This window comes from Curtobacterium sp. 260 (genome assembly GCF_030803485.1).
Taxonomy (GTDB): Bacteria; Actinomycetota; Actinomycetes; order Actinomycetales; family Microbacteriaceae; genus Curtobacterium.
This window is the reverse complement of sequence record NZ_JAURUY010000008.1, coordinates 1-25870: the sequence shown is the minus strand read 5'-3', so window position 1 is coordinate 25870 and position 25870 is coordinate 1. Positions and strand designations below refer to the sequence as shown.

General features: G+C 73.4%; 21 protein-coding genes. 13 read left to right on the top strand and 8 right to left on the bottom strand.

The features are described from left to right. Nucleotides 1-45 precede the first annotated feature (45 nt). A complete protein-coding gene (locus J2X59_RS10730; protein ID WP_326496660.1) occupies nt 46-1734 on the bottom strand; it encodes a hypothetical protein in 1689 nt (562 codons plus the stop codon). A gap of 76 nt (nt 1735-1810) precedes the next feature. Here J2X59_RS10730 and pyrE point away from each other — a divergent pair, with 76 nt between their 5' ends. Together pyrE and J2X59_RS10720 are read left to right on the top strand one after the other, a co-directional pair. After that, on the top strand, nt 1811-2362 hold the full coding sequence (gene pyrE / locus J2X59_RS10725) for an orotate phosphoribosyltransferase (RefSeq protein ID WP_058729844.1): 552 nt from the start codon (nt 1811-1813) through the stop codon (nt 2360-2362). Beyond that, complete coding sequence (locus J2X59_RS10720; RefSeq protein ID WP_326496659.1) at nt 2359-4776, top strand: hypothetical protein; 2418 nt, start codon at nt 2359-2361, stop codon at nt 4774-4776. The genes pyrE and J2X59_RS10720 overlap by 4 nt, the downstream gene beginning before the upstream one ends. A 154-nt stretch (nt 4777-4930) precedes the next feature. On the opposite strand, the gene J2X59_RS10715 is transcribed toward J2X59_RS10720, so the two are convergent. Beyond that, nucleotides 4931-5884 (bottom strand): aldo/keto reductase, encoded by a 954-nt coding sequence (locus J2X59_RS10715; RefSeq protein ID WP_326496658.1) that lies wholly within the window; start codon nt 5882-5884, stop codon nt 4931-4933. A gap of 91 nt (nt 5885-5975) precedes the next feature. Between J2X59_RS10715 and J2X59_RS10710 the strand changes: the two genes are divergently transcribed. Further along, a complete protein-coding gene (locus J2X59_RS10710; protein WP_326496657.1) occupies nt 5976-6620 on the top strand; it encodes a HEAT repeat domain-containing protein in 645 nt (214 codons plus the stop codon). A 349-nt stretch (nt 6621-6969) separates the two neighbouring features. Further along, a complete protein-coding gene (locus tag J2X59_RS10705) occupies nt 6970-8265 on the top strand; it encodes a sodium:proton exchanger (RefSeq protein WP_326496656.1) in 1296 nt (431 codons plus the stop codon). A gap of 513 nt (nt 8266-8778) precedes the next feature. Here J2X59_RS10705 and J2X59_RS10700 read toward each other — a convergent pair. Further along, nucleotides 8779-9468 (bottom strand): metal-dependent transcriptional regulator, encoded by a 690-nt coding sequence (locus J2X59_RS10700; RefSeq protein ID WP_066652032.1) that lies wholly within the window; start codon nt 9466-9468, stop codon nt 8779-8781. Between the two features lie 84 nt (nt 9469-9552). Here J2X59_RS10700 and J2X59_RS10695 point away from each other — a divergent pair, with 84 nt between their 5' ends. The 3 genes from J2X59_RS10695 to J2X59_RS10685 all read left to right on the top strand — a co-directional run bounded on the left by J2X59_RS10695 (nt 9553) and on the right by J2X59_RS10685 (nt 12872). Next, a complete protein-coding gene (locus J2X59_RS10695) occupies nt 9553-10434 on the top strand; it encodes a CPBP family intramembrane glutamic endopeptidase (RefSeq protein ID WP_326496655.1) in 882 nt (293 codons plus the stop codon). A gap of 108 nt (nt 10435-10542) precedes the next feature. Further along, a complete protein-coding gene (locus J2X59_RS10690) occupies nt 10543-11439 on the top strand; it encodes a UbiA family prenyltransferase (RefSeq protein WP_326496654.1) in 897 nt (298 codons plus the stop codon). After that, on the top strand, nt 11436-12872 hold the full coding sequence (locus J2X59_RS10685) for a phytoene desaturase family protein (protein ID WP_326496653.1): 1437 nt from the start codon (nt 11436-11438) through the stop codon (nt 12870-12872). The genes J2X59_RS10690 and J2X59_RS10685 overlap by 4 nt, the downstream gene beginning before the upstream one ends. Nucleotides 12873-12965: 93 nt before the next feature. Here the strand turns inward: J2X59_RS10685 and J2X59_RS10680 are convergent, their stop codons facing one another. Beyond that, nucleotides 12966-13763 carry an HAD-IIA family hydrolase gene (locus J2X59_RS10680; protein WP_058730132.1) on the bottom strand — a complete coding sequence of 266 codons (798 nt, stop codon included), beginning with the start codon at nt 13761-13763 and terminating at the stop codon, nt 12966-12968. A gap of 138 nt (nt 13764-13901) precedes the next feature. Here J2X59_RS10680 and J2X59_RS10675 point away from each other — a divergent pair, with 138 nt between their 5' ends. The 4 genes from J2X59_RS10675 to J2X59_RS10660 all read left to right on the top strand — a co-directional run bounded on the left by J2X59_RS10675 (nt 13902) and on the right by J2X59_RS10660 (nt 16670). Continuing rightward, nucleotides 13902-14678 (top strand): TetR/AcrR family transcriptional regulator, encoded by a 777-nt coding sequence (locus J2X59_RS10675; RefSeq protein WP_326496652.1) that lies wholly within the window; start codon nt 13902-13904, stop codon nt 14676-14678. After that, nucleotides 14675-15541, top strand: coding sequence for a DUF3592 domain-containing protein (locus tag J2X59_RS10670; RefSeq protein WP_326496651.1), 867 nt, complete (start codon nt 14675-14677; stop codon nt 15539-15541). The genes J2X59_RS10675 and J2X59_RS10670 overlap by 4 nt, the downstream gene beginning before the upstream one ends. A 58-nt stretch (nt 15542-15599) precedes the next feature. Beyond that, nucleotides 15600-15911 (top strand): DUF4190 domain-containing protein, encoded by a 312-nt coding sequence (locus J2X59_RS10665; RefSeq protein WP_209684090.1) that lies wholly within the window; start codon nt 15600-15602, stop codon nt 15909-15911. Between the two features lie 87 nt (nt 15912-15998). Beyond that, on the top strand, nt 15999-16670 hold the full coding sequence (locus J2X59_RS10660; protein WP_374191726.1) for a TrmH family RNA methyltransferase: 672 nt from the start codon (nt 15999-16001) through the stop codon (nt 16668-16670). A 163-nt stretch (nt 16671-16833) separates the two neighbouring features. Here the strand turns inward: J2X59_RS10660 and J2X59_RS10655 are convergent, their stop codons facing one another. The 4 genes from J2X59_RS10655 to J2X59_RS10640 all read right to left on the bottom strand — a co-directional run bounded on the left by J2X59_RS10655 (nt 16834) and on the right by J2X59_RS10640 (nt 21615). Then, a complete protein-coding gene (locus J2X59_RS10655) occupies nt 16834-17853 on the bottom strand; it encodes a LacI family DNA-binding transcriptional regulator (protein WP_271825680.1) in 1020 nt (339 codons plus the stop codon). A 326-nt stretch (nt 17854-18179) separates the two neighbouring features. Next, on the bottom strand, nt 18180-20249 hold the full coding sequence (locus tag J2X59_RS10650) for a YhgE/Pip domain-containing protein (RefSeq protein ID WP_326496650.1): 2070 nt from the start codon (nt 20247-20249) through the stop codon (nt 18180-18182). Next, complete coding sequence (locus J2X59_RS10645; RefSeq protein WP_326496649.1) at nt 20246-20962, bottom strand: hypothetical protein; 717 nt, start codon at nt 20960-20962, stop codon at nt 20246-20248. Before J2X59_RS10645 ends, J2X59_RS10650 begins: the two co-directional genes overlap by 4 nt. After that, nucleotides 20959-21615 (bottom strand): TetR/AcrR family transcriptional regulator, encoded by a 657-nt coding sequence (locus J2X59_RS10640; protein ID WP_066657692.1) that lies wholly within the window; start codon nt 21613-21615, stop codon nt 20959-20961. The genes J2X59_RS10645 and J2X59_RS10640 overlap by 4 nt, the downstream gene beginning before the upstream one ends. Before the next feature lie 158 nt (nt 21616-21773). On the opposite strand from J2X59_RS10640, the gene J2X59_RS10635 reads away from it, so the two are divergent. Both J2X59_RS10635 and J2X59_RS10630 read left to right on the top strand, forming a co-directional pair. Next, entirely contained in the window at nt 21774-25433 is a 3660-nt protein-coding gene (locus J2X59_RS10635; protein ID WP_326496648.1) for a S8 family peptidase, read from the top strand. A gap of 135 nt (nt 25434-25568) precedes the next feature. Next, entirely contained in the window at nt 25569-25739 is a 171-nt protein-coding gene (locus J2X59_RS10630) for a hypothetical protein (protein ID WP_153257418.1), read from the top strand. The last annotated feature ends 131 nt before the right edge of the window (nt 25740-25870 follow it).

Sequence of the window (25870 nt, the reverse complement as noted above, 5' to 3'; positions counted from 1 at the left end):
CGCCTGTGGAGAACTCCCGACGGCATCGCGGGCCGCGACCGCGCCTCAGAAGCCCCGCTCGCGACGGATGGCGTCCGCGCTGCCGACCACGTCGCGCTGCAGGACGGCCGCCCCGACCGTGCCCGCGTAGTCGTAGACGTCGAACCCGGTGCAGTGCGTGATGGTCGCCGGCGCCCCGAGCGAGTCCTCGACCGCGGTCGTCCAGACGTCGTTGGCACCGATCACCACGAAGGTCGGTCTGGCGTCCCGGTAGGCGCCGAGGTCGACGAGCCACGGGTAGGTCTCGAACGTGTCCCGGACCTGCAGGAGCTCGACGTCGTCGGACGCGTACGCCGCCAGGGGCCGGACGGTCCAGAACTGCCCGACGCCGGTGACCTGCCGTCCGTCCGCCCAGCGGTCCAGGCAGTCCGCCGGCGCGTACCGGGCCGTCGCGACGGTGCTGACCGTGGCCGGGGCGACGGCCGCCCCACCCAGCAGGACCACCACCGCGGCGATCGCCGCGGTTAGCTGCACGCCGCGGCGCGGCCGGTGCACCCGGGTCCGTCGGACGGCGGAACGCACGAGCTCGGCGACGGCGACGAGCGCCAGGAGCGGCGCGGTCACGATCGGCTCGAGGTACCGCGGTGTCTCCGACCCGGCGACGACCACCCCGACGGACACCGCCACGACCGTCACGAGCGGCAGCACGGTCGCGACGAGCACGGTCCGCGCGGTCCGCACCCGCCAGGCCCAGACCGTGCCGCCGACGGCGAGCACCACGCCCGCGAAGAGCAGCAGCAGCTCGGCGTCGCCACGGGCCGACCCGGCGCGGTCGTCGGTCAGCGCCGCGAAGAAGGCGAGCGTCCGGCCCGCCTGCTCCGGGTGCACGTAGGTCGACGGGTCGAGCGACACGAACGGGGCGAGCGGGATCCGGAGCAGGTACCCGACGACGGAACCGGCGACGAGGACGGCCGACATCCACCCGGTCGGACGCCAGGGGACGCGTCGCGCGAGCGAGAGCAGCACGAGGGTCACGACGACGGGCGCCGCCGACCACGGGACGTACAACGGGTTCGACGCCGTGGTGCACGCGGCGACGAGGCCGGTCACGACGAGGACGACGACGGAGGCGCGGCCGGTCCGGACCGCGCGGAGCACCAGGACCGCGGTGCCGAGCATGGCGAGCACAGCGCCGTAGTAGTAGGTCGTCGTCAGGAGGAGTGATCCGAGTTCGAGCGAGGTCGCAGTTGCCGTGTACTCCGTGAGCACGATCGCGGTCACGAACCCGAGCGCGACGGCGGACACCGCGATCCTGGCCGACCGGCGTGCGGCCGGCATGAGCTCGTTCGCCGCCGCCCGCACCAACGCGTACACGGCGAGCAGCACGAGCACACCGTTCAGCGCCAGCGCCTGCTGCGGGGTCGCGGTGACGAGGGAGCAGAGCAGGTAGACGGGCAGCTCGGGGAAGAAGAACAGGGCCGGTGACATCGCCCACTCGAACGGCTGCCCGAGCCGGATCGACCGTTCGACGAGCGGCAGCAGGACGGAGTCGCCGTCGTACCAGAGCAGGGCGACCCGCTCGGTGACCAGGACGTGGCCGAGGGCGATGACGGACAGGGCGAGCGCGACGGCGGCGCCCAGTGCCTCCTGGCCGGACGCGACCCACCTGCGGCGCGACGGCGGACCCGCCGGAGCGATCGCGACCGGCTCCGGGACCGCAGCGCGGCCGGACGGGCCGGGCGCGACGGGTGACATGAGCGGAGCGTACCGAGCGAGCCGTGACGCCGCCTGGCGATGGCGTTCCGGGGCCGAGCGACTACCCTTGTGGGCTGTGACCGACACGCGCGACCAGCTGATCCAGCACATCTCCGCAGACGCGGTGTTCCACGGCGACTTCACGCTCACCAGCGGCAAGCAGGCGTCGTACTACATCGACCTGCGCAAGGTGAGCCTCGACCACCGGGTCGCTCCGCTCATCGGTCAGGTGATGACGGACCTGCTGCAGCAGGTGCCGGACGTCGACGCCGTCGGTGGCCTCACCATGGGCGCCGACCCGATCGCGAGTGCCGTGCTGCACCAGGCCGCGGCGCGCGGCCTCGCCTACGACGCGTTCGTGGTGCGCAAGGAGCCGAAGGACCACGGCCGCGGCCGCCAGGTCGAGGGTCCGGACGTCCGCGGCAAGCGCGTCGTCGTGCTCGAGGACACCTCCACGACGGGCGGCTCGCCGCTCAAGGCTGCGGAGGCGCTCGAGCGCGAGGGCGCGATCATCGCCGCAGTGGCCGTCGTCGTCGACCGCGACACCGGCGCGAAGGAGCGCATCGAGGCGGCCGGCTACCCCTACTTCGCCGCGATCGGACTGGCCGACCTGGGGCTGAGCGCGTGACCGGGGAGCGTCCGGACGACGCGCGCGATCCCGACCGTCCGTCCGGCCCGGCAGACGGGGCGGACGACCGGGAGGCCCTGCGTGCGTCCGGCTCGGACGCTCCGTTCCGCGGTCTCCGCAGTGCCGCAGACATCTTCGGTGCGCCGCGTGGTGCCGACGAGTGGCCCTCGCGCCGCGAGCGGCGCGAGGCGGAGCGGGCCGCTCGTGAGACCGGCGCGCCACTGCCGGAGCCGTTCGAGCCGGAGGCCGTCGATCCCGCACCGGTCGCGCCCGCACCGGTCGTGCCGGCGCCGCCCGTCGGCGACCGTGAGGCCGGGTCCGGGCCGGGGTCCGCGTCCGGGGCTGCGTCCGGATCCGAGTCCGACGAGGATGCCGGAGCGACCCAGGCGATCCACATGGGCGACGAGCTCCGCGAGCCGTCGGAGAACCCGCAGGCGACGGTCGAGCACGAGCGCGAGACGCTCGGGGACCGCATCCCGCCCGCTGCGCCGGTGCCGCCGACGAGCACGGTCTCGCACCCGTCCTCGATCTCGCTGCCGACCGCGATGCGCCACCGGGACGAGCGCGCTGCCGAGAACCGCGCCGTCGACGACGAGCGACGACGTGCCGACCCGTTCGGCCAGGGGCGCAGCGACGTCGACTGGCTCGGGCGGGTCACCGGGTCGCAGCCGGGAACGCCCGCGCCGACGCCGACCGGGCCGGTCGCGCAGCCGCTCGGGGTCGAGAACGTCCTGCCGCCCGCGCCGGCACCCACGAACGAGCCGCCGAGCTTCACCGAGCTGCTGCGCCTGCAGGGAGCGGGTGACGCTGCCCCGGCCGGCGCGACGGAACGGCCGTTCGACTGGGCGATCCGGGACGACGAGACCGGCGAGGTCCCGACGACGCTGACGACCGACCGGTTCGACACCACGGCGCTCGGGGCGCGGTCGTGGTCGCTCGCGGACGAGGCGGACGACGACGTGGTCGCGGGCGAGGTCGACACGCCTGCCGGTGGGCTCCCGAGCGGGCTGCTCGCGGCGCCGGTGCCGGCACCGGTGCCGGTACCCGCTCCGGTGCCGACGTCGGCCCCGGCGGATGCGAAGGACGACGACGTGGCACGGACGACGGCGCTGCCGTCGGTGCAGGACGACGACCGGGGCGACCGCGAACACCGCGACGACGATGCACGGACGACGGCGCTGCCGGCCGTGGGCGGTGTCGGACGTGACGACTCCGCTGCGGATGCGCCGGTGCCCGTCGCTGCACCGGCGACCCCCTGGTGGGCGGAGCCCGACGCCACCGTGCCGCCGACCGCGGCGCCGCCGCTGATCGAACCGGCGTCGTCGGACGCCACCGCTGCGTACCCGGCGCACCTCCCGCCGTCCGTCGGCCAGGACCTCCGGGGGCTGGCCGGCGATCGCGACGCCCGCAGCGACCGCCGCGACGAGGACGACGTCCACGACGAGCGGTACGACGAGCACCCCGTCGAGCGCCTGCCCGCCGCTGCACCGGACGACCTCGACCAGGACGAGTGGGACGGCCGCGAGACGAGCGACACGAGCGTCATCAAGGACCTGTTCGGCACGGCTGCGGTCGGGCAGCTCGGCGACACCGGGTACGACCCCGAGGACTCGGGGACGCGCATGATGCCCGCGGTCGCCGCTCCGGCCGGCGCTCCCCGTCGTGACGGGACGCCCGGTGCACGCGCAGCAACCCGTGGGACGGCTCCCGACCGCACGGCCTCGGGGAGCACGGCTCCCGGCGACGGCGGCGGACGGGACAACTTCATCAACGAGGGCTTCGGTCGGCTCGCGGGCGAGGGCAAGCGCGGCAAGCAGTTGCTCGTCATCGGCGCCGTCGTGCTCATCGTGGTGCTGCTCGTGGCGGTCTTCGGGCTCACCCGCTGGATCCTCGGGAACTCCATCAGCGAGGAGAGCGCTCCAGCGGCGAGCGCGTCGTCCGCCGCTGCGTCGGCCGCTCCCTCGGACGAGCCCTCGGCAGAGCAGTCCACCGAGGCCGCCGCGGCCCCCGCGCCGCCGCTGCAGTTCGCGACCACCCAGGCCGCCCCGGGTGAGCACGCCTGGAACGAGCTCGCCGGCGGTGAGTGCCTGTCGCCGTTCACCGACGCCTGGGCGCAGTCCTTCACGGTGGTCGACTGCACGGCAGCGCACGCCGGGCAGCTGACCGCCCGCATCCAGGTCGAGGCCGGAGCGTGGCCGGGGCCGGACGACCTGGCGGCGCAGGCGGCGCAGGTATGCCAGACCGCCCAGGCCGTCGACACCGCGGCGGCGGCGCGGTACGGCGACGTGCAGGTGCAGGGCACCTACGCGCCCGACCAGGAGACCTGGGACCGCGGCAACACCTTCATCTCGTGCTTCGCGACGCGCTCGAGCGGCCAGCCGCTGACGGGCTCGCTCGCCCCGAGCGGCACCTGACCCGATCCCCTCTCCGCAGGACGCAACCTCGGCGGTTCCTCGCAGCGTTGTACCGCTGCGAGGAACCGCCGACGTTGCGTTTCGCGAGGGTAGCCGCGCCGCAGGGCCGCGGGCGCGGGAGCGCGGGGGCGCAGGGCGGGGCGGGCGGCGCCGGTCAGGACGCGGCGGGGACCCGCGCGGACGCCTCGTCCAGGGCGCGGAGCTCCTCGGCGCCCAGCTCGAGGTCCGCGGACGCCAGGAGCGCCGGCAGCTGCTCGGTGTTCCGCGCGCTCGCGATCGGCGCGACGACGTCCGGCTGGGCCTGCAGCCACGCGAGGGCGACCGATGCGATCTCGGCCTCGTGCGCCTCGGCGATGCGGGAGAGCGCGTCGACCACGGCCAGTCCCTCGTCCGAGAAGTAACCCGACACCTGCCCCTCGCGGTCCTTGCCGGCGAAGTCGTCCTTCGTGCGGTACTTCCCGGTCAGGAACCCGGCGGCGAGGGCGAAGTAGGGCACGACCCCCAGGCCCTCGGACGCTGCGAGCGGGGCGATGTCCGACTCGTAGGGCTCACGGGTGACGAGGTTGTAGTGCGGCTGGATCGCGACGGGCAGCGCCAGCCCGTTCTCCTTGGCGATGCGGATCCACTCCTCGGCACGCGGACGCGAGTAGTTCGAGATCGCCGTGTACCGGACGAGGCCCTCCTGCACGAGCTGGTCGAACGCACGGACGGTCTCCTCGAGCGGGGTGTCCTGGTCGTCGAAGTGCGCGTAGTACAGGTCGATCCGGTCGGTGCCCAGCCGCTCGAGGCTCGCGCGGGCAGCCGCGGCGACGTTCGACGCCGACAGCCCGCTGTACTGCGGGTGCTGCGAGACCTTCGTCGCGACCACGACGTCGTCGCGCTTCCCGGACGCGCGGAGCCACGAGCCGATGACGCGCTCCGACTCGCCGCCCTCGTTGCCCGGCGCCCACGCGGAGTACACGTCCGCGGTGTCGACGAAGTCGCCGCCGGCCGAGGTGTACGCGTCGAGCACCCGGTGCGAGGTCTGCTCGTCGGCGGTCCAGCCGAAGACGTTGCCGCCGAGGGCGAGGGGGAACACGTGCAGGTCACTGGTTCCGATGCGGGGCATGGGGAGTCCTTCCGGTGCGGTACGGGTCCCGTCCACGCTATGCCCCGGCTCCGTGCACGTGACCAGCGGGTACCCGGTGTTGCATGAGGGGATGACCACCCTCGCCGACGACCTCACCGACCCCCGCTCGTCCGTCCGACTCCGTGCCGTGATGGCCGCCGGCACCGAGGCGAGGCCGTCCGACCTCGAGGTGCTCGTCGAACGCTGTGCCGTCGAGCCGGACCTGCAGGTGCGCGAGGCCCTGACCTGGGCGCTCGTCAGGCTGCCGGCGGAGACCGTCGTGCCCCGGCTGACGCACGAGCTGCACCGTCCCGAGGCGCAGGCGCGCTCGCAGGCGCTCCACACCCTGTCGAAGATCCGCGACGGGTCGGTGTACCCCGAGGTGGACGACCGGCTCGGCGACGACGACCCCGGTGTCCGGCGCACGGCCTGGCGTGCGGCCGTCCTGCTCGCTCCGGCCGAGGAGGGTCCCGCCCTCGCCCGACGCCTCGCCCGCGAACTCGGTCAGGGTGACCGGGAGACCCGACTCGCGCTGAGCCGTGCGCTGGTCTCGCTCGGCGAGGACGTCGTCGCCCCCGTCCTGGCAGACGCGTCCGATCGTCGCGGTGAGGCCGTCCGCGCGCACGTCGACGAGACCGAACGACTGCTCGCCGACCCGGACGCCGGGTCGGCGCTCGCGCTCGAACGCGCCCGACGCGAGATGGCGCTCGGACGCGGCAAACGCGCCTCCGGGTGACCACCTGACGGACGGGATGCCCGTGGCTGCGCCGCCACGCGCCTCCCGTCCGACGCGCGGTGCGCCACGAGCGCGTCCCGCCGTTCCGGGACGGGCCGCGGAAGACCCGGATTCGGGTCGACGAACAGGCCCGATCGGCTTGCGCACGCGGATGGGAGCCCGCCAAGGTGGACGGCGAAGGGGAGTAGCTCCCAGCGCGTGCATCGACACACTGGCCATCACGACGATCGGCCCGGTGCACCACCTGCCGGTCCCACCCGGCGGGCGAGCGAGACCTTCGGCCGTTCTGCCGTGCCGAAGCGCTCCCCACCCCTGCGCGATCGGTGCGGCCCGACCAAGGGACCATCCCGTGATCGACACCTCACCCGTCCGCGTCGTCGATGCCGACGCACCGCCCGCCCGCATGGGCCGCAGCGCCTGGGGGCGCATCGCGATCTGCATCGTGATCGCCCTGCCCGCCGTGGTCTTCCGCGTCACGGGCTTCGCCCCGAACCCCGTCGTCGACCTGCTGGTCTTCGGCGGTGCGGTGGTCGCCGCCTCGTTCCTGCTCGCCTGGGCCGCCGAGGCCGCGCAGAAGGACATCTCCGGCGCCCTCGCCATCGCGATCCTCGCGCTGATCGCGGTGCTGCCCGAGTACGCCGTCGACCTGTACTACGCGTTCCGCTCCGGGTACGACCCGTCGTACGAGCAGTTCGCCGCCGCGAACATGACCGGCTCGAACCGGCTGCTGCTCGGGTTCGGCTGGCCCCTCGTCGTGGTGATCTCGCTGCTCGTCGCCCGCCGGTACGTCCGCGCCGGCACCCTGCCCCGGTCGGCGACGAAGGTGCTGCAGCTGGAGCAGTCCTCGCGGCTGGACATCGGCTTCCTGGCGCTCCTGGCGGTCGTCGCGTTCCTCATCCCGCTGATGGGCTCGATCCCGCTGTGGTTCGGGTTCGTGCTGCTCGCCGCCTTCGTCGCGTACCTGTGGCGGGCATCGCAGGCGCCGGACGACGGCGGCGACGAGGAGATGGTCGGCATGGCGGGGAACATCGCCTCGATGCCGCAGCGTGCGCGCCGCTGGACGATCGTCGCGCTGTTCCTCGTGGCCGCCGCCGTCATCCTGTCGTCGGCGGAGCCGTTCGCGGACGGACTCGTCGAGTCGGGGAGCGCGCTCGGCATCGACAGCTACTTCCTCGTGCAGTGGCTCGCGCCGCTCGCCACCGAGGCGCCCGAGTTCATCGTCGCAGCGCTCTTCGCCCTGCGCGGGATGGGCGGCGCGGCGATCGGGACGCTCATCGCGTCGAAGGTCAACCAGTGGTCGCTGCTCGTCGGGTCGCTGCCGATCGCCCACGTGCTCGGTGGCGGGACGACGGGCGGGCTGCCGCTCGACGGTCGGCAGGTCGAGGAGTTCGTGCTCACCGCGTCGCAGACCGTGCTGGGCGTGACGATCATCATCGCGCTGCGCTTCCACCGGTGGTCGGCGATCGCGCTCGTGGCGCTGTTCGCGGTGCAGTTCGTGGTGACGGACACGAGCGGGCGGTGGGTGCTGAGCGGGGTGCACGTGGTCGCGGCGCTCGTGGTGCTGTGGATCAACCGGAAGGACATCGTGCCGACGTTGCGGGCGCCGTTCCGGCGGGCCGGCGCCGCCGGCGCTCCGGCCGCGTAGGCGGCGGCGCGGCTCCGCCCGCGGCCGCGGCCGCGGCCGCGGCGGCCGCCGCCGCGAGCGGTCCCGGTCGTACGACCTGCCGCCGGCGGCCGTTCCGGTCGCATGACCTGCCGTCGGCGACCGTTCAGGTCGCACGACGTGCCGTCGGCGGCGGAGGTGAGCGGCATGTCGTGCGACGGGAATCGTGGGACGGGAGGCTCGGGGCGGGCTGGCACCGCCTCCCGTCCGATGGGCGCGCCGGCGGTTCCGGTCGCATGACCTGCCGTCGGCGACCGTTCAGGTCGCACGACGTGCCGTCGGCGGCGGAGGTGAGCGGCATGTCGTGCGACGGGAATGGTGGGACGGGAGGCTCGGGGCGGGCTGGCACCGGGCCTCCCGTCCGTTCGTGGGCACCAGCCGCATCGAACGGGCAGGACATGCCGCGCGCGTCCCGTCGGGCGGGCAGGATCCGTCGGCAGGAGCCGCCGAGTGTGACAGGAAGTGTCCGCTCGGCGAGCGGGCGGCGGGCTGGCGTCAGTCGGCGTCGGGGGCGAGCCAGATGGCCGAGGCGGCGGCGGCCGGCAGGTCGACGAGGGACTCCTCGCCGTCGGGAGCCCGCCGGCTGACGGCGATCACACCCGCGTAGTCGCGGACCCGCTCGACGCGCAGGTGCGTACCCAGAGCGACCCCGAGCTCGTCGAAGTACCGGAGCAGGGCCGGGTCGTCGTCCGACACCCGGTCCACGACCCCGCAGGCACCGGGTTCGACCGAGCCGAGCAGCGTGCCCGCCGACGACGGGACCGAGCCGTCCGTCGCCGGGATCGGGTCACCGTGCGGGTCGTGCGTCGGGTGGCCGAGGTCGGCGTCGACCCGCTCGAGGAACGTCTCGGACACCGCGTGCTCGAGCGCCTCGGCCTCGGTGTGGACCTCGTCCCACGAGTAGCCGAGCCGCTGCACCAGGTACGTCTCGATGAGCCGGTGGCGACGGACCATCGCCACGGCGACCTGCTGCCCGAGCGGGGTGAGCACGACGCCGTAGTAGGGGGTGTGCTCGATGAGGCCGTCGCGGTCGAGCTTGCGGAGGTTCCCCGACACCGTCGACGCCGAGACCCCGAGGGCCGCCGCGATGTCCCGCGTCGCGAGCCCCTCACCGCCGCGCTCGGTCGACTTCCACACGAGCTTCACGTAGTCCTCCGCCATCACGGACAGGGAGGGCAGGCGCATCACGACACCGCCGTGGTGCAGTGTCCGCTCCGGGCCATCACGGACAGGGAGGGCAGGCGCATGCGTCAATGGTACAAACGGCGGGTGACCACCACCGCACCCGTCCGACGCCGTCGCTGGCCGGTGCCCCCGTCGCTCCTGCTCGGCCTCGCGCCGCTCGTCGCCTTCGCGGCCGTCAGCGCCTGGCGCTCGCGGCCGAGCGACGACTACAGCACGCTCGGGCAGACCGTCGAGGGCGTCCTCGGGGCACTCGTGGTGCCGGAGGGCATCGCGGTGCTCGTGCTCTGCGTCTACGTCACCGCGCTGGGCTGGTGGCCGATCGCGACCACCGACCGTCGTCGGACGGCACTCCGGTGGACGCTCACGGCCCCGGCGTTGATCGCAGCCGTGTGCGTCGCCCGGCTCCCGCTCGTCGAGTGGGGCGCCCAGCCGGTGCGGTACTTCCTGCTGCTCGCGGTCGGGGTCCTCTTCGTGGGGGTGTTCGAGGAGCTGCTCACCCGCGGCGTGCTGCTCGTCGGGCTCCGGCGGCGGCTGCCCGAGTTCGGCGTGTGGATCGCGTCGTGCGTGCTGTTCGGGCTGCTGCACTTCCTCAACGTCCTCTCCGGTGCGGGGGTCGGTGCGACCGTCGTGCAGGTCGTCTTCGCCGCGTCGTTCGGCTCGACGCTCTACCTCGCCCGCCGGCTCACCGGGAACCTGCTCGCGCCCGTGCTGCTGCACGCCTTCTGGGACTTCGGGTCGATCGCGGTGTCGGCCACGGTGCCGACGCAGGACCTGGTGCGGATGGTGCCCGTCGGACTCCTCGGACTGTTCGCGTTCGCGGTGCTCGCCCTCGGGGTGGTCGCCGGCGGCGTGGTCGCATGGCGGGACGACCGGGGCCGCCGCCTGCTGCGCCGGTGGCGGTCGGTGCCGCCCGTGGGGGCGCCCGCGGTGCAGGGGGACGAGCCGCGCCTCCCGTCCGCCGTCTGACCCGACCGCCTGCGCTCCGGTACCGGGCCCGGCGGGTGCCGCCGGGCTGACTCGTCCGCCGGTGCGCACCCGGGCCGCCGGTCGGAGACGCCGGGTACGCTCGGGCCGGTGACCGACGGGACCGGACAGTTGCCCAGGACCCTGCGGTCCGGGGCCGGTGCGACCGTGCGCCGACTGGTGCACGTCTCGCGTCCGGTCCTGTGGATCAACACGATCGGCTCGGGGCTGGTCGCCGTGTGGCTCACCGGAGCGCTGTTCGACCTTCGGGCGCTGCCGATCCTGATCTGGCTGACGCTGCCGTTCAACCTGCTCATCTACGGCGTCAACGACGTCTTCGACCAGGACACCGATGCGACGAACCCCCGCAAGGGGTCCATCGAGGGTGCCAGGATCCGGCAGTCGGAGGTCCGACTCATCGTCTGGGCGGTCGCCGTGGTCAACGTGCCGTTCCTCGTCGCGTTCCTGTTGACGCTGCCGCCGCTCGCGAACGCCGCGATCCTGCTCTACGCGGTCGTCTTCGTCTGCTACTCCGCGCCACCGCTGCGCTTCAAGGCCCGGCCGTACCTCGACTCGCTGAGCAACGCGGCGTACGCGCTGCCGCTGGTCATCGTGCCGTTCGCCCTCGAGGAGGAGCCGACGTGGCCCGCCGCGCTGGGACTGATGGCCTGGAGCGTCGCCAAGCACGCCTTCGACGCCGTGCAGGACATCGTCGAGGACCGTGACGCGGGCATCACCACGACCGCGGTCCGGCTCGGACCCCGGGGGACCGCACTGTGGAGCGGCGCCTGGTGGGCGGTGTCGACGGTGTTGTTCGCGGTGGTGAGCATCCCGGTGGCCGCCGTCAACCTGTTCATCGCGGGCGTCCTCGTCGTGCGCCTGCTGCGTACCCCGTCGCCGGAGACCGGTCACCGCCTGTACCGCCTGTCGGTCGCCTTCCCGTACATCGCGGGATCCTTCGCCGGGGTGCTGCTCCTGGTGTCCATCGTGCTCGGAGGTGCCCGGTGAGTCGTGTCGTCGTCGTCGGAGGCGGGATCGGTGGCCTCACCGCCGCCGCCCTGCTCGCCCGTGCCGGGCACCGGGTGACCCTGCTCGAGGCGTCGGACCGGCTCGGCGGCAAGAGCCGTCGCATCCAGCTCGGGGCGGACCGGATCGACACCGGGCCGTCGCTCGTCACCTTCCCGGCGGTGTGGGACGAGCTGCTGCGGCGACTCGGCGGACGTTCCGGCGAGGACGGGCACCTCGACATGGTGCGCATGCCCGAGGTCGGCCGGTACTTCCACGGCGTCGAGGAGACCGCGCTGCCGGTCTCGCCCGACCACCCCTGGTACCCGGCGTGGCGACGCTTCGCCGACCTGCACGCGCCGCTCGCCGACGACGTCACGCGGCTCCTGCTCGCCGACCCGCTCGACCCCTCGGCCCTGCCGGCCGTCCGTCGCCTGCTCTCCGTCTACGGCTCGCGGCTCACCACGCGCGCCTACCTCGACGGCCTGTCCTGGCTGCCGGACGGACTGCGCGAGATCATCGCGATCCACACCCTCAACGCCGGGGTCTCACCCGCACGCACCCCCGCGCTCTACGCGAGCATGCCGGCGATCATGGCGGAGACCGGCGCGTGGGTGCCCCGCGGCGGCGTGTACGAGGTCGTGCTCGCGCTGCAGCGACTCGCCGATGCCGCCGGCGTCGAGGTCCGCACCGGCGAGGCCGTCACCCGCATCGCGCGCGGTGGCGTCACCACCGAGGCCGCGCACCACCCCGCCGACCTGGTCGTCAGCGCCCTCGACGCCGACCGGCTCGCCGCGCTGACCGGACCGGCCGGTCCGTCCGCTATGTCCGTGCTGCTCCGCCCGCGCTCCCGCCCCCGCCCCCGAGCCCTGTCCTGCTCCGCCGTCGCGCTCTACGGCGTGCTGCGCGAGGAGCTGCCCGAGGGCCTCGCGACGCACAGCGTGGTGCTGCCGACGAAGCCGGACGCGCTGTACCGGAGCCTCGAAGCGGGCGACGAGCCGGCGGACACGATGGTGTTCGTCAACCACTACCGCGCCGGCGAGCTCTCCCCGAACCCGCACGGCACCGTGGGCGTGCTGCTGACCGCACCCGCGGACGGCGCGCACTACGAGATCGACCACCCCTTCGTGCGGCGGGAGATCGACCGGGTGTCGGCAGCGCTGGGTCTCGACCGACCGATCACCGACCTGCTCGAGGACCACGTGGTCCTCGACCCGCAGTACTACGGCACCGGGGGAGAACCGCACGGGGCGCTCTACGGGGCGGCCCGTCCGCCGTGGCAGAGCGGGCCGTTCCATCGCCCCTCGTACAACGACCGCTGGCGGCCCTGGCTGTGGCGGGTGGGCGCGTCGGTGCACCCCGGCGGGGGGATCCCGGCGGTCGTCGGTGGCGCGATGATCGCGACGGAGCGGCTGCTCCGGGCGAACCCGGTCTGAGCGCGACGGCGCGCCTGCTCCGGTCGCCGGTCCGCAGGCCGGGACCGGTGGTGACTCGCCGGTCGGCGCACCGGGACCCGTGGTGACCGATCGCTAGAGCTCGACCTCGATCGGCTCCGCGCGGACGAGCTCGTGCACGCCGGCGATGACCTCGCTCGGGCGGAACGGGTACCGGTCGATCTCGGCCTGGTCGCTGATGCCGGTCATCACCAGGACGGTGTGGAGCCCGGCCTCGATGCCCGCCTGCACGTCGGTGTCCATGCGGTCGCCGATCATGCCCGTGTTCTCGGAGTGGGCCCCGATCCGGTTCATCGCCGAGCGGAACATCATCGGGTTCGGCTTGCCGACGACGTACGGCTGCTTCCCGGTGGCCTTCTCGATCATCGCGGCGATGGCCCCGGTCGCCGGCAGGACCCCCTCGGCACTGGGCCCGGTGGCGTCGGGGTTCGTCACGATGAACCGGGCGCCGTCGCGGATGAGCCGGACGGCCTTGGTGATCGCCTCGAACGAGTAGTTGCGGGTCTCACCGACGACGACGTAGTCGGGCGCGGTCTCGGTCATGATGAAGCCGGCCTCGTGCAGCGCCGTCGTCATGCCGGCCTCGCCGATCACGAACGCGGAGCCCCCGGGCATCTGCGAGCGGCAGAAGTCCGCGGTGGCGAGCGCCGACGTCCAGATGCGTTCCTCGGGGACCTCGAGCCCCGACCACCGCAGCCGGGCGCTGAGGTCACGCGGCGTGAAGATCGAGTTGTTCGTCAGGACGAGGAACTCGGTCCCTTCGTCCAACCACTGCTGGATGAGCTCGGGAGCACCCGGCAGGGCCTGGTTCTCGTGGACGAGCACGCCATCCATGTCGGTCAGCCAGCACTCGACTTCGTCGCGGGTCGCCATGGGTCCAGCGTACTGGGGCCGCCGCTCGCCGGACCCGGTGGTCACCCGGCTGTGGAGGACTGGCCGACCGGACACCGACCGGCGTTCGGCTTTGGGCTACGATTTTCGGGACACGTACCGGATCAAGGAGGCCTCCCCGTGCTCGTCGACCCCGGCAGCCCCACCGCCCAGCCGCGCACCACGACCGACGGCCGTACCGGCGCGGGAGCGGCCGACGCCCCCACCGGAGCCACCCCGGCGACCGACGCCCCCACCGGGACGGCACCGGCAGCCGACACCGCCGCCGCACCCCGTCGACGCCGCGGTCGCCCCAACGTCCTGAGTCGACAGCAGGTGGTCGACGCCGCCACCGCCATCGCCAACGAGGAGGGCCTCGACCGCCTCTCCTTCCGCGCCCTCGGCGCGAAGCTCGGCGTCGCACCGATGACCGTGCACCGGACGATCGGCGGCCTCGACGACCTGCACGCCGAGCTCGTCCGTCGTACCGTCGACGAGTTCACGGCCACCTTCGTCTGGCCGGACGACTGGCGTTCGGTCGTCCACGTCTTCGCCTGCACCTTCCGCGACCTCATGCGCACCCACCCCCTCGTGCTCGAGTCGCACAGCCAGCGCGCCCCGCTCGCCTCCACCGAGTCCGACGCCGTCGTGGCGAAGGTCGTCGGGGCCCTGCAGCAGGCGGGTCTGCCCGAGCGCGAGGCCATGTACGCGTTCTTCGTGGTCTACGACTTCGTCGTCGGGCACGCCGGCGTGCAGGTCGGCCGCGGCGATTCCGAGGCCGGGCGCCCCGAGCGGCACCGTGTGGTCGGGGAGATCCTCGGCGAGCACTCGTACGACGACCGCTTCGCCCTGGGCCTCGAGATCATCACCGCCGGCATCGAGGCCCGCGTCCGCACGCACGGCACCACCGCCTCGTGAGCACGGTCGACCCGCAGCAGGCACGCCGCGAACGCGAGGCCCGGTACCGCGGCTCGACCCCTGCCCTGACGATGACCGTCGTCGGTGCACTGCTGGTCGTCGCCGCGGGGGTGATCGGTGGACTCGCGGTGTCGGACTTCGTCCTGCGCTTCCGGATGATGACGGTCAACAGCATCTTCTCCGACAGCCCCGACCCGGAGACGCACCTGTGGGCGGCCCCGAGCGCGGTCGTCGGCACCCTGGTGGCCGTCGGCGTGTACACGCGGTGGAACCACCGCTGGTCCGGGCGCACCACCGACCTGGTCGGGCTCGGGCCGCTGCCGCTCTGGCTCGTCGGTGCCACCGCGTGCACCTGGTGGGCCACGACCACGCAGTGGCCCGCCCCGGACCGTGTCGGCGTGGCCGTCGACCCGACGTTCGGGCACGACGAGACGTGGGGCATCGGCAGCTGGATCCTGTACACCGCCGTGTGGTGGCTGCCGGGGCTCCTCACCGTCGTGACCGTCCTCGCGCTCGTGGCCGGCGGTGCCACGCGGATCGGCCGTGGGAACCGGCGCGCCCGGCTCACGGACGTGCTGGCGAACGGCCGCCGCACCACGGGCGAGGTCACCGCGATCAGCGGCGGCACGACCCCGGACGCGTCGCGCACGCTGCTGCGGTGGACGTTCTCGTTCGTGGACCTGCACGGCGTCCGGCGCTGGGTCGAGCGGACCGAGGGCTTCACCCACGGCACCGCTCCGGTGCTCGGTGGGACGGTCACCGTGCTCTTCGACCCGGCCCGCCCCGGTGACCGGAAGCGCATCTTCACGACGACCGGCAGCGGCGACGACCCCGAGGACTTCCTGCGCCCGGGCACGACGTGAGGCCGGACGAAGATTGGCACTTCTCCACGAAAACGCGGCGCTCCTAGGCTCGTCAGCCGTGTCAGAACAGAACGTCCAGCCCCAGCAGCACCCGTACCAGCCGTACGCAACGGCGCCGGCCGCCCCGCAGCGCACGAACACCCTCGCGATCATCGCGCTCGTGGCGGCGTTCGTCGCGCCGATCGTCGGGTTCGTCCTCGGCTTCGTCGCGATGTCCCAGACGAAGAAGCGTGACGAGGGCGGCCGTGGCCTGGCGCTCGCCGCGGTGATCGTCGGCGGGGTGATCACGGTCTTCTACGCCGTGCTCTTCATCGCGCTCGTCGCGGTCGCGATGTCCGAGCCGTCGGTCACGTACCCGACGTCGTACTGACCGTCGGCTGACGGCGGTCGCCGGACGGGAGGCGCGGGGCACGCGCCCTACGCTGGTCACGTGACCGAGCGCCTCCCGTCCGACCCCGTGGTCCCGTCGACGGGACCGGCGCAGCCGGACGGTCCCACGCTGCCACCGACCCACGAGGCCACGACGAACGGCGTCGGGCCGCACCCCGAGCCCTGGCCGGAGGACCCCCGGCTCGACCCGGAGCTGCTCGCCGCCGGGGACACCCGCAACGTCGTCGACCGCTTCCGGTACTGGTCGATGGACGCCATCGTCGCCGAGCTCGACACCCGCAGACACGCCTTCGACGTCGCGATCGAGAACTGGCAGCACGACCTCAACATCGGGTCGATCGTGCGGAGTGCGAACGCGTTCCTCGCCGGCACCGTGCACGTCATCGGTCGGCGGCGCTGGAACAAGCGCGGGGCGATGGTCACCGACCGGTACCAGCACGTGCAGTACCACCCGGACGTCGCGGCGTTCCTCGCCGCGATGCACGAGGAGGGGCGACCGGTCGTCGCGATCGACAACACCCCGGGCGCCGAGCGCATCGAGACCGCGGCGATCCCGGAGCGCTGCGTGTTCCTGTTCGGGCAGGAGGGACCCGGGCTCACCGACGAGGCCGTCGCCGGTGCGGACGCCCACCTCGAGATCACGCAGTTCGGGTCGACGCGGAGCATCAACGCCTCGGCCGCGGCGGCGATCGTCATGCACGCGTGGGTCGTCCAGCACGCGGTCCTGCCGACGGACTGACGCGCTCGCCGCGGGCGGCTGGGCCGCGGGGCCGTCGGGCCGCCGGGCCGCCGGGCCGCCGGGCCGGCGGGGCCGCGCACGAGACTCGGCTCCGCGGACACGTTCGCGGCGCCGGGGCCGCGAAGACGTCCGCTCAGGCGAGTCTCGTGCGCGCGGGCTCGCGTCAGCGCGGAGCGGTCGTGCGGCGGGCGACGAGCCGGGGCTCGACCAGGGTCTCCTGCGCCGGAGCGGTCGGGTCGGCGATCCGGGCGAGCAGACGCTCCCCGGCGCCGCGGCCGATCTCCACGCTGCGGTCGTCGATGCTCGTGAGGCCGACGTAGGACGACGCCGCGAGCGGGGTGTCGTCGTAGCCCATCACCGACACGTCCTCGGGGACGCGCAAGCCCCGGGCGGCGAGCCCCGACATCGCACCGAGCGCCATGACGTCGTTCGCGGCGAACACCGCGGTGACGTCGGGGTGGGCGTCGAGCAGGTGCCCGACGGCCTCGGCGCCGGCCTCCTCGGTGGGTTCCACGGGCATGACGTGGGTGGCGAGCCAGGCGGGCGACGTGGCGGAGGTGATCCGTGCCTCCAGGCCGGTGAGCCGCTCCGCGGACGCAGCCGAGCGCCCGCCGACGAAGCCGATGCGCGTGTGGCCGAGCGCGAGCAGGTGCTCGGCGGCCATCCGACCACCGGCGCGGTCGTCGTTCGCGACGGTGTCGGCGCGGGGGAGCACCGCACGACCGCCGGCGACGACGACGGGCATGCTCGCCGGGATCGCGAGGTCGGTGTCGGGCTCGCCGGCGATGACGATGCCCTCGACGCGCATGGACAGGAAACCCTCGACGGGTGAGGCGTCGAGCCCGGTGTTGAGGAAGCGGTCGGCGACGACGAGGCGGTGCCCCTGGTCCTGCAGCGCCTCGCGCAGGCCGGTGAGCAGGTCGACGAACCACTGGTTGCGGAAGTCGTCGAGGACGACGCCGATCGTGCGGCTGCGGGTGCCGGCGAGGGACACGGCCGCGGTGCTCGGGCGGTAGTCGAGTTCCTGGATGGCCCGCAGGACGGCCTCGCGGCGCTGGTCGCTGACCTTCGGGGACCGCTGGAGCACGAGCGAGACGAGGGACTTCGAGACCCCTGCGCGGGCGGCGACGTCGTAGATGGTCGCCGGTTTGCCGTCTGCGGTGGCGGACCTGCCGTCTCCCATGATCTCCCTCGACCCGTCGTGGTTTCCCTCGATCGTAGCGGCCCCGACTCGAGCGGTTGTCAGGACATGGTGCGCCACCGGGGGTGGGGTGCGGTGGGGCGAGCGCGGGGTGTCCGGCGTGCTCGCGGGGCGGAGGTGGCGCGGAGGCGGCGTGTGGTGCTGGGTGCTCGCGCACCACCGGAAGCACGTCGCGCCACGGAACCGCGTGGCGCGACGTGCTTCTCGTTGTGCTGACGGCCGAGCCGCCCCGAGCGCCGAGCGCGCCGCCCTGAGCGCCGAGCGCCGCCCGCGCCGCCGCGCTCCGCGCCGCGCCCGCGCCGCCCGCGCTACCCGATCAGGCTCGGCCGCAGGTCGCGCAGCGTCCGCGAGCGGGTCTGCCGCGCCGTGACGACGTACGACACGAGCAGCGCGCCGAGCAACCAGCACGCGAGCACCCCCGCGTCCGACCACACCGCCGCGAACGACCCGCCGTACATCGTCTGCCGGATCGCGTCGACGGAGTAGGTCATCGGGAGCGCGAAGTGCAGCGCCGCCAACGGCCCCGGCAGCGTCTGCCACGGGAAGGTCCCGCCGGCGGTCACGAGCTGCACGAGCATGAGCACCAGGCCGAGGAACTGCCCGACCGAGCCGAGCAGCACGTTGAGCGCCGTGATGATCGCCGCGAAGGTCGCCGAGGCGAGCACCATCACGGCCACCGTCGACCCGGCGTGCACCACGTCGAGGTCGAGCGCGAACCGCACGATCAGGAACAGCGCCGCCATCTGCACGACCCCGAGGAGCGCCGGGGTGAGCCAGCCGCCGAGCACCACGCGCAGCGGCTTCTGCACGGCGGTGATCGCCCGCTTGGAGATCGGCTTGAGGATGAGGAACAGCGCGTACATGCCGATCCAGGCGGCGAGCGAGATGAAGAACGGTGCGAGGCCGGCGCCGTAGTTCGACGCGGCGGCGACGTTGTCGTCGCCGACCTTGACCGGGTCCGAGATCACGGACGCCTGCGACGAGCGCTGTGCGGCGGTCGACGCCGGGATCCTCGTGCGTCCCTGGTCGAGCTTCGCGGCGAGCTCCTTCGAGCCGTCCTCGAGCTGGTCGACACCCGATGAGAGCTGCGAGGCACCGGACGCGGCCGACGCGGCACCGTCCGCGAGCGAGGCCGCACCGGAGGACAGCGTCGGTGCCGCGGCGGCGAGCTTCGACGTGCCCGCGGCGACCTGCGACGAGCCCGATGCGAGCTGCGAGGCGCCGCTCGACGCCGATGCGATGCCGTCCGCGAGCTGCGGCGACGCCGAGGCCAGCGCCGACGTGCCGGCCGCGACCTGGGCCGACCCGTCGCGGAGCTGGTCGACGGCCGACTTGGTCGACGCGTAGGTCTCCTTGGCCGAGGCGCCGGCGGTGTTCACGTCGCCGACCGCCTTCGTGATCGCCTCCTGCTGCGAGGGGGTCAGCGTGACGCCCTCGGGCAGGTTCGCGGTGATCTGCGCGAGCACCGTGGCGGCGTCCACCGGCTGCACCGCGTCGACGTCGGCGCTGACCGAGTCGACCTTCTCGGCCAACGCGGCGTTCCCCGCGGCGACCCGCTGCGCGCCGTCGTTCAGCTGCGCGGTCTGCGCCGGCAGCGAGGCGGTCTGCTGCTGTGCGGACTGCAGCCCGGACGCCAGGGTCGAGGCCCCGGACGCGACCTGCTGTGCGCCGCTGTCGAGCTGCGCGGTCTGCGACGGCAGTGCGGCGGTGCCGGAGGCGAGCTGCGATGCCCCGGCGGACAGCGCGGAGGTGCCGGACGCGAGCGAGGACGCGCCGTCGGCAGCCGTGGTCGCCCCCGATGCGAGCTGTCCCGCACCGTCGACGGCGTCGCCGAGGCTGTCCCGCACGTCGGCGAGTCCGACGAGCAGGGTCGTCGCCGCCTGCTTGCCGACCCGCTCGGCGACGGCCGTGCGCATGGTCTTGCCGGCCTGTTCCGCGATGGTCGAGGCGAGGTACGAGTTCGTGTCCGCGGTCGTCATGACGAGTTCGGCACGCTTCGGGTCGTCGCCCTGCGCCGACGCCAGGGCCTCGGAGAAGTCGTGCGGGATCGTCACGACGAAGTCGTACTTGCCGTTCCGCACGCCCGAGCGCGCGTCGGCCGCGGTCGTCTCGGTCCACTTGAAGTCGGCGCCGTCGATCGCCTCCTTCGTGACGTCCTCGCCGTAGTCGACCCGGTCGCCGTCGAGCGTCGCGCCGGCGTCCTGGTCGACGATCGCGGCCGGGATCTGGTCGAGCTTGGCGTACGGGTCGCGGTTCGCCCAGAGGTACGCGCCGCCGTAGAGCAGCGGCACCACCATGAGGGCGACGAACGCGAGCCGGGCGAGCGGCGTTGCGGTGAGGCGCGCCAGTTCGGCGCGGATGAGCGAGGGGATGGTCACGCGGGTGCCTCCGTCGGGACGGTTGCGGGAGTTTCGGGGTCGGAGGGGCCGGACGGGAGGCCCTGGTCGCCCCCGTCGGTCGAGGTCGCGTCGTCGGGACCCTCGGTGCGGATCGTGTCGAGCAGCTGCTCGACGGTGGCTGCGGCGGCCTTCGACGTCACGAGGACGACGGTGACGCCGCGCCGGGCGACGTCGCGCACGACCGTGAACCAGTCGGCCACGGCGCCGCCGTGCCGCTCGGGCGAGGTGAGCACGATGCCCGTGACCCCGTCCCGCAGCAGCGCGAGCTCGACGAGCAGCCGCACCCGCACGTCGGTCGGGACCCGCTGCACGTGCGTGTCGGCGTGGTCCCGCATGCCGAGCTCGTCGAGCACGGTGTCGACGTGGTCGCGCGAGGGGCGCTGCCCGGCGAACGCGAGTTCCTCGCGCACGACCTTCCGGATCGTCATGACGGGGAACGGTTCGGCGACGCCCGGGGTGTCCACGAGCGCGAAGGCCGCGCGTACCGCTGCGGCGTCCTCGTGTCCGTCGAGCAGCACCCGCCCGGACTCGGGACGCATCCGCCCGCCGGCGATCAGGGACGCGAGCACCGGCGCCTGCTCGGTCTCGACGGCGACGACACCGGGGCGACCGGGAGCGGCGACGGCGGACACGACGGGCAGCGCGGCGCCGGGCTCGTCGCCGATGCCGACGTGGTCGAGTTCGAGCGTCATGCGCGGGTCTCCTGCTCGGTACGGGGTGCGGGTGCGGCGGGTTCGGACAGCAGCGCGGTGCGCCAGTCGATGCCGGCGGTGCCGAGCGCCGACAGCACGACCGTGCGGCGACCGGCTTCGTCGCTCGTGCCGGACCGGGTGGCCTCGTCGAGGACGGCGATGCAGGCGGCCTCGACCAGGCGGGCGAGCGTGTCCGCGTCGACGTCGTCGCGCATCGAGCCCTCGTCGATGCCGAGCGCGCAGGCCGTGCGGACCTGTGCCCGCAGCGGCGCGAACACCTCGGCCACGGACTCGGCGAACGGGCTGCGCAGGGCGACGCGGGCCATGGAGCGCACGTGCGAGACCTCGGCCCAGAGCGTCACGGCGATCGCCGCGAGCCGTGCGGCGGGCGGGAGGTCGGCGAGCTCGGACGACGACGGCATCGCGCCGGCGATCCGTGCGGCGCCGCCGGTCACGACCTCGCGTACGAGGTCGTCGCGGGAGGGAAAGTGTCCGTAGACCGCACGGCGCGACAGGCCCGCGGCGGACGCGATGGTCTCGAGCGAGGCATCGGGGTCCTGCTGCAGGACGCTCCGTGCGGCCTCGATCAGGGCGGCCCGGTTCGCCGTCGCGTCCCGTCGGGGCGCGCGTCCGGGCTGGTCGGTGGTGGTCACGAGCACCATCGTAATAACGTGCACACGGCTGTGCAAGTTACGAGGTGGTGTACCCCCGAACGAGGGCCAGTCCTCCAAAGTGCGGACTGTTCCGCCTGTGAACGAACGCATAACTTCACAGGAATTCCCACCACGGACAGAGCCGAGGAGTGCGCCCTGTGACACGTGCAACACCGAACCGTGCAGTACCCGAGCAACCACCCACCACGGAGCGCACCACGCGGTCACGCGTCGCACGCATCCTGACCGCCGGCATCGCCGCCGTCGCCCTGTCGTGCGGCGGTCTCGCCGTGGGCGGCGCAGCGAACGCCGCGCCGAGCGGTCTCTCCGCCGCCGACCTCAAGCTCGCGGCGCCCCTGCGCGACGCCAAGCCCCAGAAGACGGTCGCGGCGTTCGTCCGCACGACCGGCCAGGGGGCCCTCGAGGTCGACGCGAAGGCGAAGGGCGGCGACCTGACGAGGTCGAAGACGCCGTCGTCCGCCGCGAAGGAGCGCGTGCAGGCGATCACGTCGACCGTCGACGCCGTCCGCGCCGCCGTCAAGCGGTCCGACGCAGAGGCGACGGAGCTGTACTCGACCGAGTACACCGTCCCCGGTGTCGCCGTCGTCGCCGACGTCGACGCCCTGCGCGACATCGCCAGCCGGTCGGACGTCGAGAGCATCATCCCGCTCACGCCGAAGAAGATCGTCGACCCGACCCCGGGTGACGCGTCGAAGGCCCCGAGCGGCGTCGACCCCGACCTGGTGCAGCCGGGCGCGGACGGCGTCAGCCCGAAGAACGCCGCGAGCGACGTCTACACGCGCTCGCTCGACGCGTGGCAGCAGACCGGCCGCACCGGCAAGGGCGTCAACGTCGCCGTCCTCGACACCGGTCTCGACTACACCCAGGCCGACTTCGGCGGCCCCGGCACGACGGCCGCGTACGAGCAGGCCCTCGCGAGCACGAGCGCGCCGGACCCGAGCTGGTTCGATGCGAAGAAGTACCTCGGTGGCTACGACTTCGCCGGCCCCACCTACAACGCCGACTCCTCGAGCGCGGGCTACGACCCGACCCCGAAGCCGGACGCGAACCCGATCGACGGCAAGGGCGGCGACCACGGCACGCACGTGTCCGGCACCGCCGCGGGCTACGGCCTGACCGCGGACAAGAAGACGTTCCGCGGCGACTACACGAAGCTGACCAACCAGTCCGTCCAGGACATGTGGATCGGCCCGGGCACCGCGCCGGACGCCGGCCTCTACGCCCTCAAGGTGTTCGGTGACGGCGGCGGCTCGACCGACCTGACCGGTGCCGCGCTCGACTGGGTCGGCCAGGCCCTGACCGAGGGCAAGGACATCAACGTCCTCAACCTGTCGCTCGGTTCCGACTACGGCGCACCGGACGACCCCGACAACGCGAAGATCGACGCGCTCACCGCCCGCGGTGTCCTGCCCGTCATCGCCTCGGGCAACGCCGACGACTTCACCGACATCGGTGGCTCGCCGGGCAACGCCGAGGGCGCCCTCACCGTCGCCGCGAGCGCCACCGGGCAGTCGCTGTTCGACGGTGTCAAGGCCACCGCGCCGTCCGACGTCGCCGGCACCTACCGAGCGCAGTACTCGCAGAACTACCAGGGCACGCTGCCGGTGGAGGGCGACGTCGTCGTCCCGACCACGAACATCGACGGCTGCCAGGCGTTCAGCGCCGACGAGTCCGCGAAGATCAAGGGCAAGGTCGTCTGGCTGAAGTGGACCGACGGGGCGCTCGAGTGCGGCTCCGGTGTGCGCTTCAACAACGTGCAGGCAGCCGGCGGTGTCGGCGTCCTGCTGGCCGGGACGGTGACCAGCTTCGACTCGGGCATCGCGGGGAACGCGACCATCCCGGGTGCCGAGCTGACCTCGGACAGTGCTGCGAGCCTCCAGGCCGCCGCGACGGCCGGGACCCTGCACGTGCAGTTCGCCCAGGAGCTCAAGGGCTTCCAGCTGGCGACCGACCAGGCGAACGTGAACACGCTCGCTCCGTTCACCAGCCGTGGCGTGCACGGCTCGTTCGACGACATCGTCAAGCCGGACGTCGCCGGCCCCGGGGTCAACGTGATCTCCGCGGCCAACGGCACCGGTGACGGCCGCATGTCGATGAGCGGCACCTCGATGGCGACCCCGCACGTGGCCGGCATCGTCGCGCTGACGTTCCAGTCGCACCCGTCGTGGACGGCCCCGCAGGTCAAGGCCGCCGTGATGAACACCGCGACGCACGACGTTCGTCAGGGTGACCGGGACGCCACGCTGCTGCGCCAGGGCACCGGCCGCGTCGACGCGCTGCAGGCGGTCACCGCGGGCACCACGGTGCGCAGCATCGAGAACGACCAGCTCGTCACCGCCTCGTACGGTGTCGTCGAGGTCAGCGGGAAGACCACCGAGTCCCGCACCCTGCAGATCCAGAACACCGACGGCCGTCCGCACACGTACGACGTGGCGTACCAGGCCCAGGTGGACCAGCCGGGTGTCGCGTTCTCGCTGAGCACGAAGCGGGTCACCGCTCCGGCGCACGGCACCGCGACCGTCAAGCTGACGTACACGATCGCCGACCCGACGCAGCTCCGTCGGGTCATCGACCCCACGCAGGAGTCGGTGCAGTCCGGCTACCAGCGTGAGTTCGTCGCCGCCGAGTCCGGTGTCGTGTCCTTCACGCCGACGGACGCGAAGCTGAACCCGATGCGCCTCGGTGCGTACGTCGCGCCGAAGCCGGTCAGTGCCGTGCACGGCAAGGACATCGCGTTCTCGGGCTCGACCACGACCGCGGAGCTCGCGCTCACCGGCCGCTCGGTCGACCAGGGCGACGCCGTGACCGGGTACCACTCGTCCGTCGCACCGTTCGTCCTGGGCGGGACCGACCCGCAGGAGCCGCTGCCCGCCGGTTCGGCGAAGCAGTCGCTGCAGGCCGCCGACATCCGGGCCTACGGCGCGAACTACGACAAGGCATCCGACACGCTCGCCTTCGGCGTCCAGACCGCGGGTGCCGACGCGAACCCCGGCGCGGTGACCAACGTCGAGGTCCTCATCGACACGGACCGCGACGGTGAGCCGGACTACCTGGTCTACGACGCCAAGTCGGCCACGGTCGACGCGACGCTCGCCACCACGGTGGACCTCGCGACGGGCAAGACGGTCGACGCGCAGCCGCTCAACGGCGGTACCGCGGGACAGGACGTCAACACGTTCGACAGCGCCGTCAAGGTGCTGACGGTGTCGGCGTCGACCATCGGCGCGACCGGTCCGTTCGACTACTCGGTCCTGACCGAGTCGGCGTACGCCCCGGCCCTCGCCACCAGCGGCTCCAACGTCGTGGACGAGACCGACCCGGCGACGTACGACCCGTCGGCACCGGCGCTCACCTTCGCGCAGGGCACCACCACCGGTGTGCTCTACGCGGACAAGGGCGCGCTGCAGGTCACGCGACAGGCCGACGCCACGAACGCCCGGGTCCTGCTGCTCCACCTCGGCAACGCGGTGGGCGACCAGGCCGACGTGCTCCAGGCGGCGCAGACCGCGCCGACGCTCACCCTCCGCGAGGGCAGCGCCGTCACGATCTCCGGCACCCCGAAGGTCGGCAAGACGCTCAAGGCGAAGCCCGGCTCGTGGGACGGCAAGAAGGTCTCGTACTCGTACCAGTGGCTCCGTGACGGCGTCGCGGTGCAGGGTGCGACGGACCAGCGCTACACGCTCGGCACGACGGACGCGGGGCACCGCTTCTCCGTCGAGGTGACGGCGAAGGCGACGGGCTACCAGGACGGCTCGGCGACCTCCGCCGAGACCGCGAAGGTGGCACCCCGCAAGTAGTTCTCGACACGAACGCCCCGTCGCCGGTCCGGTGGCGGGGCGTTCGCCGTTCCCGGTCGTCGAGCGGAGTGGTCCCGAGTGCGGCAATGGGACATGTAGTTAGGCAAACTAGGCAATGGATGGGAGAGTGAGGCCATGCGATCCCACACCTCCCTGATGCAGCTCCGGGCGAACCCGATGGAGTGGCGCCGCCGTGGGCTGACCCCGCCCGACGCGCTCCAGGCCATGGTCGAGGAGCGGCTCGCGCAGCCCGGTCACGCCCAGCCGGTGGGCGACCCGTCGTACCAGGACTTCTTCCGCGCCTGATCGCGGAACGCCACCACCACGACGGACGGGAGGCGGGGGGGGCGCGGGGCCCCCCCCCCCCCCCCCCGGGGGGGGGGGGGGGGGGTTGGGGTGTTTTTGGGGGGGGGGGGGTGCGCCCAGTGGATATTGGG

Bases quoted from the DNA above. Each gene is read 5' to 3' on its own strand.
- J2X59_RS10715 (WP_326496658.1), bottom strand. From the start codon at position 5,884: ATGCCCCGCATCGGAACCAGTGACCTGCACGTGTTCCCCCTCGCCCTC.
- J2X59_RS10710 (WP_326496657.1), top strand. From the start codon at position 5,976: ATGACCACCCTCGCCGACGACCTCACCGACCCCCGCTCGTCCGTCCGA.
- J2X59_RS10680 (WP_058730132.1), bottom strand. From the start codon at position 13,763: ATGGCGACCCGCGACGAAGTCGAGTGCTGGCTGACCGACATGGATGGC.
- J2X59_RS10700 (WP_066652032.1), bottom strand. From the start codon at position 9,468: ATGCGCCTGCCCTCCCTGTCCGTGATGGCGGAGGACTACGTGAAGCTC.
- J2X59_RS10655 (WP_271825680.1), bottom strand. From the start codon at position 17,853: ATGGGAGACGGCAGGTCCGCCACCGCAGACGGCAAACCGGCGACCATC.
- J2X59_RS10630 (WP_153257418.1), top strand. From the start codon at position 25,569: ATGCGATCCCACACCTCCCTGATGCAGCTCCGGGCGAACCCGATGGAG.
- J2X59_RS10645 (WP_326496649.1), bottom strand. From the start codon at position 20,962: ATGACGCTCGAACTCGACCACGTCGGCATCGGCGACGAGCCCGGCGCC.
- J2X59_RS10730 (WP_326496660.1), bottom strand. From the start codon at position 1,734: ATGTCACCCGTCGCGCCCGGCCCGTCCGGCCGCGCTGCGGTCCCGGAG.